The sequence below is a fragment of the Pelagicoccus mobilis genome, assembly GCF_016595505.1.
GTDB lineage: Bacteria > Verrucomicrobiota > Verrucomicrobiia > Opitutales > Opitutaceae > Pelagicoccus > Pelagicoccus mobilis.
The window spans coordinates 60,163-71,430 of sequence record NZ_JAENIL010000033.1; the positions used below are offsets into that span (position 1 = coordinate 60,163).

The window sequence follows — 11,268 nt, forward strand, 5'->3', positions numbered from 1 at the left end:
GAATGAAAACACTAGACAACTCCCTCGAGCAAGAAGACGTACAGGAAGAGCTGAAGGCTCTTTTCTCGGACGCCGGTTTCGGCACTCCTGAGATTTTCGGTGCGGCTCCTGGACGTGTAAATGTGATTGGCGAGCACATCGACTACAACGGTGGTTTGGTGCTCCCAGCTGCGATTGACCGCTATGTTCACATCGCTCTGCGTCGTCGCGAGGACAATAAGGTGCGTCTGGTTTCCGCTCAGGCTCCCGGAAACGTGGCTGAGTTTGAAATATCAGAGGACCTCAAGCCGGAGGAGAAGAGCTGGGGCAACTACATCAAGGGTGTGGTTGTCGGTCTTTTGAAGGCTGGCTTCGACGTTCCTGGTTTCGATGCCGCGGTGACGTCGACGGTACCCGTTGGTGGCGGGCTTAGCAGTAGCGCGGCTCTTGAGGCGGTGTTTGGCAAGACGCTTTTGACGGTAACAGGCAAGGCGGAAGCGATGACGGATATCGATCTCGCGCGTCTCTGTCAGAAGGCCGAACATGATTTTGCGGGAGTTCCTTGTGGCTTGATGGACCAGGCTGCAGTGATCCTCTGCGAGGAAGGCAAGCTTCTCATGCTCGACTGCGTGGACGACAGCTTCCAGCACGCTTCTTTTGAGGATCCTGACTGGAGCCTCTTGATTATCAATTCTTGTGTTAGCCACGAGCTTTCCGATGGCGGTTATGCGGTGCGTCGTGACGGGTGTCACGCGGCGGCGAAGATTCTTGGTGTGGAAACGCTTCGTGAAGTGGATCCAAGCAAGCTCGACGAGGTTCTGCAGAATCCGGAGTTTACGGAAGACATGGTTCGCTATGTACGTCACGCGGTGACTGAGATCGTTCGCACGCTTGATGCGGTGGAGGCCCTTGGAAACAGGGATTACGCGAAGGCGGGCGAGTTGCTCAATGCGAGCCACGCTTCGTTGCGTGACGATTACCGCGTTAGCTGTCCGGAGCTCGATTTTATCGCTGAGCTCGCTCAGGGGCAGGAAGGTGTCGCGGGTTGCCGTATGACTGGCGGCGGTTTTGGCGGTTCTGCCATTGCTCTGGTTCGCGGCGAAAACGTGGCCGAGCTCACTGCTCTGATTGAAGAGAAGTACCAAGAGAAGTTCGGAATCGAAGCGAAGATTTTTGAAACCCGTCCGATGGGCGGTACACGCGCTTGGTTCGCGTAAGCGAATCCGAGTGGTTTCCAAGAAAGCGGGCGAGGTGTGACTCGTCCGCTTTTTTTGTGCTTAGAAGGTGGGGCCCGGTTTTGTGTCCGCCGGGGACAGCGGACGCTACCTTGATGGCGGATGCTACCTTGATGGCGGACGCTACCTTGATGGCGGACGCTACCATGATGGCTGGCGTTTTAGATGAAGGCGACGCTGTAGATGGGGGGGAGCGTATTGCTGATGGTTTGCCAGGTGTCGCCCTGGTCAGGGCTTAGCCAGAGGTTTCCGGTGGTGCTGCCAGTGAGGAGGTTTTCGCCGCTATCATCGACGGCGAGGGCGTGGCGGTAGATGAGGTCGTAGGAGTGTTCTTGCGGTAGTCCTTTGCGGAGCGTTTCGAAGCTCTTTCCTCCGTCGCGGGTTCGGGTTATGACGAATTTTCCGTCCACCGGGTAGCGTTGCTCGTCCTTGATTGCAGGGGCGAACCAGGCTGTTTCTGGATCGCTGGGGTGTACGGCTACGGCGAATCCGAAAGTACTTGGTCCGGCTTCCTCGATTTCGGTGAAATTTTGACCGCCGTCTTGTGACTTGAAGATGCCGTTGTGGTGTTGGGTCCACAGATTATCCGGCTCGGCTTTGCACTGCGTAAGGAGGTGCGGGTCTTGAGCTTCGGGGTCGTGAGCTTGGTCTGGCGGGAGGTAGGCGGCTCGGAGGCCTTGCCCGGCTTGTTGCCAGGTGGTCCCGTCGTCTTTGCTTTTCCAGACTCCTCCACAGGAGATGCCGAGGGTGACGTGCTCCGAGTCGCGCGGATCGACGCAAACCGAGTGTATGCCCGGAAAATCGTATCCGCCACCGAACCATTTTTGGCGGGCTGGGTTGTTCCAGAGCGACTCCACTAGTTCCCAGGAGTCTCCATGGTCGTCGGATTTGAAGAGTCCGCCCGGAATGGTACCGCACCAGATTCGTCCGACTTGGTCGTCGCCGCCTGGGGTGAGGGCCCAGATGAGTTCGAGTTTCCAAGGGATCTCGATTTGACGCATGGGGCAGCGATCGGGGGCGCGTCCTTCGGGAAAAGCGGGGTAGGCGGGGGTGGCGATTTCCTCCCAGGACGCTCCGTTGTCTTTGGAGCGATGTAGTTTGCAGCCGAAGTGTCCGTGCTTGAGGGCCGCGTAGAGGTAGCCGGAGCGTTTGTCGTATAGGGCCAGGGTGACGGGATCGCCGAGAAATGCGGTTTGGGAGACTTGATAGCTGCCGTCGGCGGCGGGGGTGTAGATGAAAAGCCCTTTGCGGGTGGTGATCAGGAGTTGGTTCATTGGAATTTCGAGTTGGGGAGGGCTAGCCGCCGGAGAGGGCTTGCATGACGTAGACTTCATCCTGTTCGGAAAGGGGATGAGCCAGCGTCGTTCGGTCTACTATGGCCTCGCCGTTTACCATGATGGCGACGTGGGTATGCAAGCCTCCTTGATCGTCGAGGATGTAGCTGCGAAGCCTGGGGGAGTCGGCAAATGCGTGCTCTAGAGCGTCTTTTACGGTTGAGCCTGCGACCTGCATTTCAGGACAGGTAACGTGGCGCCTGAGGTTTTGGGTGAAGCTGAGGCGAGGCATGCGGAGAGCTTGCTGGATTGGCGAGGCGAGGTCGATGCTTTAGCGAATCTAATCGAGCGATAAGTTTCGCGAATAGCGTGCGTGCTCATTTGAGAAAGCAACTGATAGCAATAAGTTTAAGCGTGTGCGAGGACTAGGGAAACCTGGTCCCAAACGAAACGTTCGGAAAGGAGAGATTCATCATGTTACGCAGTATAAAAGACCTGTTTGGATACCCGGTCATGGCCAACGATGGAAAGGCCGGTAAGGTTAAGGACTTGTTGTTCGGAGACCGGCACTGGAGAATGCGCTACCTCGACGTGGAAACCCGCCGCGGATTGCATCTGAATTTGAGATATCTCAGCGAAACGGAAGACGATAAAACCATTGTCACCCGACGTTTGGTAAAGGCTGAAGATCTGGAAGCGCCGAGCTGCGGTGTGGATCGCCGCATCATTCCTACGACTTTGAGTAAGGATGAGGTCGGGGCTTGCGAAGGCTTTGGCTCTCACTTGCCAGCCGAAGAGATGTACGAAATGGAGTTTCGTCGGTTCTTCCGTCATGCGATCTATGACGAGCGGCCGCTGTTTGGAAGTTTTGGATACGCGGGTTATTTGCCTTCCGTTTCTGCGTACGATCATTCGGAGGAAGAGATCCGCGAGCATCTCGACAAGATGGGCAAGATCGCGGGCGAACATCTGCATTCCGCCAAAGCGGTGATCGGCTACCATGTGGTGGGCCAAGATGAAAATCTAGGTATCATTGGTGATCTCATTCTTGATGTGGACGAATGGAAGATCGCGTATCTTGTCTTGGATACGAGGCATGGAATCCCGTCACGCAAGTATCTGGTGGATATGGAGCAGGTGTTAACGCTTGATTGGTCGAGCTCGAGTGTCGAAGTGAAGCTGACCTTGGAAGATTTGCTCAAGATGCGCCGCTACTGGGTCTATGATCCGGTGAATCATGACGCGGAGAACCACGAATTCGATTATAGCGGTAAGCCCTGCTTGAAGAATTTGATGGAGGAAGTCTTTTAGGCTTCGTTCTTTCCTAACGAGGAAGGCTAGCGGCAAGAGCTGTTAGCCTTCTTTTTGGGGTTAATCATTGCCCGGCGAGAGTGGGCTGGGGTGAGGATCGGGGGCGAGGAATACTCTGTTTGAAGGGTTGCGCGTCGGGGGGTGACCTGTTTTCGTGCCGGTTCCAAATGAAGGAGCTACACGAGAAAAGGCAATTTGCGGGAGGCGTATCGCTCGGGCGGAGCTGATGAGTCTGCAACCGACATTTCGGCGTAGCGTCCTTTTCGTGCTCGTGCTGGTGACCCTGTCTTTTGGGTGGTGGCCCTACAGTTTTCTACCGGAAAACGACGTGAGCTATGCGACCCAGGAGCAGGCTCTCCGCTTCAACGGCTTGCACGAGAGAGGTGATTTTTCGTCCCGAGGAGTCGCTTACAGCGAGGAGCTTTTGGATACTCGCGCTTGGGAGGGGGTTACGATAAAGTTGGAATTGAGAGGACGCCCGAGGAAGAGTGGTTTGGGCGTCTTTTTGGAGTTCTTCGAAGAGGGGGACGAGGGCTTGCCGACCTTGATGGTTTCCCAATGGCAGCAGCACCTGGCTTTGCGGAGCGAGCGTTTGGCGGAAGAAGTGGAGAGAGGGTATTCAGAGATTGGGCACAAGGAGATTTTTTCGAGAGGTGGTTTTGTGGAGCTCTTAATCGCTTCTGAAGGAAAGCGCACCCATGTGTACGTCGATGGGAAGATCGTTTCTTCTCGCAGCGATTTCCCGTTGTTGGGCCCGGACAACCGGTTTCTCGGGCGTTTGGCGATCGGGAACAGTGCGGATGGAACGCGTCCATTCACAGGCGAGATTCGTCGCTTGAAAATCTATTCCCAGTTTTACCGAGCGGGGTCGGCAGGCTTAGCTGCGGCGGCGCCGGTTTACGATTTTGACTTTCGGCCGGGGACTTACCCGCAAGGTCTTTCCATTCCCGACCGCTACGAGCTCGGGAAGCGAAATTTCTTTGGATCGATCGATTCAGCGAATTTCGAGAAGGAAAGCTATAAGAGCGATGTGTTGGTCAACGCCTTGGGATTTATTCCGGTTGGGATTTGCTTCGCTGCGGCGACGAGGAGAAGAGTCAGTTCCTTGGTGGCTCAATTGGTTCTGGTGGGGCTGGCCTCGTTCTGCTTGAGCATGCTGATCGAGTGGGGGCAGGGCTATCTGGTTCATCGAGATTCGAGCTTGCAGGATGTGTTGTTAAACACCTTTAGCGGAATGGTTGCCTTGATCGTGCCCAGGCGTTGGATACTTTTCTTGTGATTTTCTGACTTTTCAGCTGGGGATTTTGCGCTAGTTTTGTGGTGTGGAATTCATACTTGCGATCGATCAAGGGACAACCAGCTCGCGAGCGATCCTTTTTGACAAGGATGCCAAGGTTATTGCGAGCGATCAGCATGAGTTTGCCCAGTATTTCCCCAAGGCGGGGTGGGTGGAGCACGATGCGAGCGAGATTTGGGAGTCCCAATTAAGGGCGATAGAAGGGGCCTTGAAGAAGGCAGGCTGCAGTTGGGAGTCGATCGCTGGGATTGGTATCACAAATCAGCGCGAGACGATTGTCGCTTGGGACGCCAAGACTGGGGAACCTGTTGGGAAGGCTATTGTTTGGCAGGATCGAAGGACTGCAGGGTACTGCGATCGCTTGAAGGCAGAAGGTAAGGAATCCTGGATACAGGAGAGGACGGGGCTGTTGCTAGATCCCTATTTTTCGGCCAGCAAAATGCGTTGGATTTTGGAGAATCGGCCTGAGGCGAAGGTGCTCGCTGACAAGGGAGAACTCCGATTTGGTACGGTGGATTCTTGGCTGATTTGGAAGCTGAGCAATGGGCGTTCGTTCGTGACGGACGTTTCCAATGCGAGCCGTACCTTGCTCATGGATTTGCGCAGCTGCGAGTGGGATGGGGACTTGCTGGGAGTATTTGGCGTGCCGAGTTCGTGCTTGGCACGGATCGTAGATTCGAGCGGAGCGTTGGCTGAAACCGCGGGCGAGGTGACGGGGGGCTGTGAAATAGCGGTTTCCGGAATCGCGGGAGACCAGCAGGCGGCGTTGTTTGGACAGCTGTGTTTCGAACCAGGGATGGTTAAGTGCACCTATGGCACGGGCTGTTTTATCCTGATGAATGTGGGGCGAGGTCCGGCGGTTTCTCGAAACAAGCTTCTGGGGACGGTCGCTTGGCGGATGGCGGGCACGACCGAATATGCCTTGGAAGGTAGCGTATTTGTGGGGGGCTCCGCGGTGCAGTGGCTGCGGGATGAGCTGGGCTTGATCAAGTCCGCCGCTGAAATCGAGGCCTTGGCTCGGTCGGTTGATGATTCGGATGGCGTGATGCTGGTTCCTGCGTTCACGGGGTTGGGAGCTCCTTACTGGGATCCCTATGCTCGTGGTACGATTTTCGGCTTAACGAGAGGCAGCACCGCCGCGCATATCGCCCGTGCGACCTTGGATGGGATCGCCTATCAGGTGTGCGATGTCGCTTCGGCAATGGCGAGCGATGCTGGGCGGGAACTGGGGGAAATTCGAGCTGATGGCGGCGCTTCGGCGAACGCGTTGCTAATGCAGACGCAGGCCGATCTAACGGGAGCGGAAGTGGCTTGCCCGAAGATTTTGGAGACGACGGCCATGGGGGCCGCTTTTTTGGCGGGACTTGGTGTTGGCTTTTGGGAGTCGAAGGAGGTTTTGAAGGAGCTTGTCAGGGCGGACCGGCGTTATGGTCCTGGGATGCCTGTTCACGAGCGTGAAAAGCGACTGCGCAAGTGGGCCAAAGCTGTGGAGAGAAGCCAAGCTTGGGCGACTGAGGACTAGGTTTGGTCGCTTCGTGGCGTTCTTTCTAATGGGGGGGAGGGAAGACGGTGAAGTTTGGTAAATGAAATGTGAAATCAATGCCTCGGGCATGTGGGGTGCTTTGTATGCGCGCACGACTCGATGAGACTAATTTTTCCTATTTGCCCATTTTGGTTTCGCTCGGCGATCTGTCTGCTTTTTGCGGTGATCGCAGGGGGGCTTGCTAGTGCCCAGGAGGGCGAGGGAGGCGAAGAGGAGGAAGAGCCTGAGGTCGAAGTGATCAAACAGTTGGTTTTCATCGAGCAGCACTTCGAGGAAGTGGGGATCATGGAGGGGCTGAATGCTCCGTATGACGTGGAGGTTGCCCCGGATGGCGGGCATGTTTACGTCGCTTCATTTTCTAGGCATGCGATTTCGTATTTCTCTCGGAATGAGGTGGATGGGGAGTTGAGTTACGTGGGATTGGCCAATGAGGAGTCCATCGGCGAGGATGCCCTGCGTGGCGTGAAGTCCTTGGCGGTAAGTCCGGATGGCGAGTTTGTTTACGGTGTGTCTCAGCTCTCTGACAGTTTGGCTTCGTTTTCGAGAAACCTCACCACGGGGGAGTTGAGCTTTGTGCACGCGATTTATGATACGGATGGTGGTGTGGATGGTCTTGACGGGGCGCGTTCGGTGGTTGTTTCCCCTGACGGCAAAAATCTCTACGCTGCGGCCTTTGACGATAACAAGCTGAGCGTTTTTAGCCGCAATACGACAACGGGCGTGGCGAGCTTTCTGGGTGTCTATGAAGAAGGCGATCAAGGGGTGGAGGAACTGACGGATCCGCATGTGTTGGCTCTGAGTCCTGACGGGAAGCACTTGTATGTGGCCCTTTGGAGCAACGAAATCGTGGTTTTCAGCCGTGACAGTTCTACCGGTCTACTGAGTTATCTCTCGAAAGTCGCCTACCTCACGGGCGAGTCGAAGGATGAGTCGCCGAGGGATTTGACGTTTAGTCCGGACGGTAAGTTCGCCTATGTCGTGTCGGTCAATAACGACGCGATGAGCGTTTTTTCCAGGGATGCTGAAACGGGAGCGTTGACCTTGGACGGAAATATCTCCGATGGGAATGGGGGCGTTTCGGATCTGGATGGGCCGCATGCGATTTCGATGAGTTCGGATGGAGCTTACATTTACGTGGCTGCGTTTGGCAGCGACTCGGTGACCTCGTTCGAGCGAAATTCCGAGACTGGCCAGGCTACTTACTATCAGAGCATCCACCCGGAGGTAGGGGATGAGTGGAGCATGAATGCGCCGTTGGCGATCGGAACGAGTCCGGATGGTGAGCATGTGTACGTGGGAGCGAGTTTCAGTGGGAGCTCGGTAGTGACGTTTCGTCGGGAGGTGCTCGTAGATCCGCCGGAGCTAGTTGTGCAGCCGGCTGATCAATCGATCGAGGAGGGAGAGGATGTTGCCTTCTACGCCTTGGCTCAGGGCGTTGACTTGAGCTATCAATGGTTGCGGGATGGGGTGCCAATGGGAGGCGAGACTTTGCCGGTGTTGACGCTTCCCAATATCTCTAGTGGAGACGATGGCAGCACCTTTAGTATTCGGGTGAGCAATCCGGGGGGAGTGCTTACAAGTCCTGCGGTGGATCTTACGGTTTTGCCTCCTGTGGTCGTGAACGCCCCTTTGGACCTGACCGCATTGGACATTTCCAGCAATTCCGCCCGACTGGTTTGGAGCGACGAGAGCGACAACGAGACGAATTTTGAAGTGCAAAGACGTTCGCCAGGAGGCGAATTTTCGAATCTGGCAACCGTAGTTGAAAATCAATCACAGTACGATGATGAGACTTTGGAGTCATCGACCACTTACATCTATCGTGTTCGAGCCAAACGAAACGAGAATGCTTCGCTCTGGTCGAATGACGCGGTGATCGAGTCGTTTGACGACGTGCCGCAGGGGCCGGTTAACTTGAACGTGGTAGAGGAGCACTACAATCGGGTTGAGCTTCGTTGGTCGGATCGTTCTGCTGTTGAGGACGGCTTTCTGATTGTACGTCGGAAAGACGAGTTCGGAGCGGTCTGGAGCACGGTGGCAGCCGTCGATAAGAACGTGACGACCTATCTGGATCGATCGGTGGATGCTCAAGCAACCTATGCCTATCGGCTGCAGGCATACAACGAGTCGGGATCGTCGGCTTACAGCAATTCTGTGGTAGCGATCACAGGTACGAACCCAGTGGATACGATCACGCCCGCCTCTCGCACGATTGATCCGGAAGCTCAGAGTGGTTACACCATTTCGGTCACTTCGACTGAAGATTGGGAAGCCATTTCTGAAGTTGATTGGCTGATCGTTACCGGCCCGAGCGATGGCAAAGGATCTGGGAACGAAGGCGTGGTGTACCGATCTCGATTGAACGAATCGCAAGAAGATCGGACCGGTGAGATCATTGTGGGCGGAATGGTGCACACGGTGGTGCAGGAAGGGTCTCCTCCATTTTTGAATGTGAGCCCGTCGCTGACTGAGGTCGATGCGGAAGCTGGGACGGCGATTATAGATATTGAGTCGAATGTGGACTGGTCCGCTAGCGAGAGTTCGGATTGGATCGAAATTAGCTCAGGAGAAACGGGATCCGGGCATGGCTCGGTTGTGGTGAATTACGATGCAAACGAGGCGTTCGATTCTCGGATCGCTGAGCTATCAATCAACTCTCCCGCATTCGACTCCCGTGCTCATACGATTGAGCAGGCTGGGAAGGTTCCCACGCTTGATTTGGAGCTCGATCAGAGTCGCTTCGATTCGATGGGGGGCTCTGGGACTTTGAGTGTTTCGAGCAATGTAGATTGGACTGCGAGTGTATCCGTTTCGTGGATTACTTTGGGTGAAACCACTTCTGGAAACGGTGATGGATCGGTTAGCTTTTCGGTTGAAGAAAACGGTACGGGTGAGGTGCGGAGCACGGACCTTTTGGTCAATGACAAGGCGATTACTATTACTCAAGATCCACCGCTTGAGTCTGATGTGATGGAACCTGAGTGGGTTCGAGCTACGGTGGGGAATTTGGGGGTCGAGCTCGTGTGGCTCGATCAGTCGGATGATGAGCTTGGGTTCCGGATTCGCCGCAAGGTGGTAGGCTCTGAGAGGAGTGTTGAGGTGGCGGAGCTTGATGCGGGCAGCACTCGTTTCTTCGATCGTGATGCCCCGAGAGGGACGCGAGTGGAGTACGCTCTGGTGGCTTTTGACGGGATTGGAGAGTCGGATGAAGTGAAGACGACTACTGATTTGATACCGGAATCAAATATGACGAGTTTCGCTCTGCGAGTTGAGGCTGAGAGATTCACCAAGGCGTTTTGCGCTGGCATCTCTTTGGCCGGTGATGGCGAGATCGTCCTGCAGCTGGAAGGGGCGGGGACGGAGTTCGAAAAGTTGAACTTCGGAAGAAGGTATCCAAGCGCTCGCTACGATTTGGATTCAGATACGAGTCAGTTTTCGTCAATCGGGGAGGTTCCAGAGATGGATTGGGATACGCATTTTTCTCTCGCCGAGGTCTTGGGTGCGAATGGGTTTGATGAGAACTCGGAGAATGTCCGCTACGCTGCAAAGTCAATCTCAGGAGGGAGGGCGTATCCCCGGGGAGGCCGAGCGCTTGGGCAGTTGTTGGCTGGAGATTCGGTTATTTCGGTAGGATTTGACATAGAGGGCGAGATCGAGATCCCGGTCTTAATTCAAGGGGTTGGGGAAACGTTGGAACGCAAGGGCGTTTCTCCGACTGCTGAGAACCTCCAAGTGACGCTGTATGAAGTGCCGGAGTCAGGGGCGCCGTTCGTGCTCGCATCCAACGATAATTGGCAGGATTGGCCGACTGAAACGAGTGTGACAGTCGAAGATGCTGTGTCTCAGACGGGAGCGACGGCGCAGTTGGCCGGAAACGGGGAGGAGGCTCGGATCCTTTTGATGCTCGGATCTGGGCGTTACGTTGTTATCTTGGAAAGCCTCTCAGGCAGCATCGGGTCTGCGTCGCTGGAAGTATTTGATGCTCGCTAGCCGGCTAGAGTAGCGGTTTGAGGGCGCTCCAAACAGTTTCGGCTATGATCTCGTGACCCGCTGGGTTCGGGTGAATACCGTCGGCGATGTTCAATTCCGGTTGTCCGCCTACGTCCTCGAGGAGGAATGGAATGAGAGTGGCTTCGTTTTCCTGAGCGAGTTCGGGGTACATGGAGCGGAACTGAGTGGTGTATGCTTCGCCTAGGTTTGGTGGCATTTGCATGCCGGCGATCACGATTTGAATTTCAGGGTACTTCTTGCGGGCTAGGTCGATGATGCCTTGGAGATTCTTCTTTGTATCTGAAAGGTCGATACCTCGGAGCCCGTCATTCGCTCCGAGGGCGATGACAAGGATATCAACCGGCTTTTGCAGAACCCAACTCGCTCGGCGAAGTCCGCCAGCGCTGGTTTCGCCGCTGAGGCCGGCCGGGGTCACATCGAAATTGTAGTCGCCCGCTTGGAGCTTTTTTTGGATGAGAGAGGGGTAGGCGAGTTGCGGGTCGATACCGTACCCGGCGGTGAGGCTGTCGCCTAGGAAGAGAATTCGTTTTGCGGCGGTTTCCGCGACCAGGCTCGAGGTCGCGAATATGGCGGCAATCAAAAGTGTAACCAGATGCGTTGGCTTCATGAATGATTAGA

At 55.4% G+C, this 11,268-nt stretch carries 8 protein-coding genes; 5 read left to right on the forward strand and 3 right to left on the reverse strand.

Translation table 11 applies throughout. The features are described 5' to 3' along the window. Nucleotides 1-2: 2 nt before the first annotated feature. Nucleotides 3-1,196: a galactokinase gene (gene galK, locus JIN87_RS17410; protein WP_200356874.1), complete on the forward strand. Its 1,194-nt coding sequence runs from the start codon at nt 3-5 to the stop codon at nt 1,194-1,196. A gap of 179 nt (nt 1,197-1,375) precedes the next feature. On the opposite strand, the gene JIN87_RS17415 is transcribed toward galK, so the two are convergent. Then, a complete protein-coding gene (locus JIN87_RS17415) occupies nt 1,376-2,488 on the reverse strand; it encodes a WD40/YVTN/BNR-like repeat-containing protein (RefSeq protein WP_200356875.1) in 1,113 nt (370 codons plus the stop codon). A 22-nt stretch (nt 2,489-2,510) separates the two neighbouring features. Further along, nucleotides 2,511-2,780 (reverse strand): MoaD/ThiS family protein, encoded by a 270-nt coding sequence (locus JIN87_RS17420; RefSeq protein WP_200356876.1) that lies wholly within the window; start codon nt 2,778-2,780, stop codon nt 2,511-2,513. 182 nt (nt 2,781-2,962) lie between these two features. Between JIN87_RS17420 and JIN87_RS17425 the strand changes: the two genes are divergently transcribed. From JIN87_RS17425 to JIN87_RS17440, 4 genes are all read left to right on the forward strand, one after another. Beyond that, nucleotides 2,963-3,799 carry a PRC-barrel domain-containing protein gene (locus tag JIN87_RS17425; protein ID WP_200356877.1) on the forward strand — a complete coding sequence of 279 codons (837 nt, stop codon included), beginning with the start codon at nt 2,963-2,965 and terminating at the stop codon, nt 3,797-3,799. A 226-nt stretch (nt 3,800-4,025) separates the two neighbouring features. Next, complete coding sequence (locus JIN87_RS17430) at nt 4,026-5,078, forward strand: VanZ family protein (RefSeq protein ID WP_200356878.1); 1,053 nt, start codon at nt 4,026-4,028, stop codon at nt 5,076-5,078. 43 nt (nt 5,079-5,121) lie between these two features. Next, entirely contained in the window at nt 5,122-6,618 is a 1,497-nt protein-coding gene (gene glpK, locus JIN87_RS17435) for a glycerol kinase GlpK (protein WP_200356879.1), read from the forward strand. A gap of 120 nt (nt 6,619-6,738) precedes the next feature. Next, on the forward strand, nt 6,739-10,629 hold the full coding sequence (locus JIN87_RS17440) for a beta-propeller fold lactonase family protein (protein ID WP_200356880.1): 3,891 nt from the start codon (nt 6,739-6,741) through the stop codon (nt 10,627-10,629). Nucleotides 10,630-10,633: 4 nt separating this feature from the next. Here JIN87_RS17440 and JIN87_RS17445 read toward each other — a convergent pair whose 3' ends face one another. Then, nucleotides 10,634-11,257, reverse strand: coding sequence for an arylesterase (locus JIN87_RS17445; protein WP_200356881.1), 624 nt, complete (start codon nt 11,255-11,257; stop codon nt 10,634-10,636). Nucleotides 11,258-11,268: the final 11 nt, after the last annotated feature.

What these genes read in the sequence shown, in the direction of transcription:
- galK (WP_200356874.1), top strand. Translation starts at nt 3, where the DNA reads ATGAAAACACTAGACAACTCCCTCGAGCAAGAAGACGTACAGGAAGAG.
- JIN87_RS17415 (WP_200356875.1), bottom strand. Translation starts at nt 2,488, where the DNA reads ATGAACCAACTCCTGATCACCACCCGCAAAGGGCTTTTCATCTACACC.
- JIN87_RS17420 (WP_200356876.1), bottom strand. Translation starts at nt 2,780, where the DNA reads ATGCCTCGCCTCAGCTTCACCCAAAACCTCAGGCGCCACGTTACCTGT.
- JIN87_RS17425 (WP_200356877.1), top strand. Translation starts at nt 2,963, where the DNA reads ATGTTACGCAGTATAAAAGACCTGTTTGGATACCCGGTCATGGCCAAC.
- JIN87_RS17430 (WP_200356878.1), top strand. Translation starts at nt 4,026, where the DNA reads ATGAGTCTGCAACCGACATTTCGGCGTAGCGTCCTTTTCGTGCTCGTG.
- JIN87_RS17440 (WP_200356880.1), top strand. Translation starts at nt 6,739, where the DNA reads ATGAGACTAATTTTTCCTATTTGCCCATTTTGGTTTCGCTCGGCGATC.
- JIN87_RS17445 (WP_200356881.1), bottom strand. Translation starts at nt 11,257, where the DNA reads ATGAAGCCAACGCATCTGGTTACACTTTTGATTGCCGCCATATTCGCG.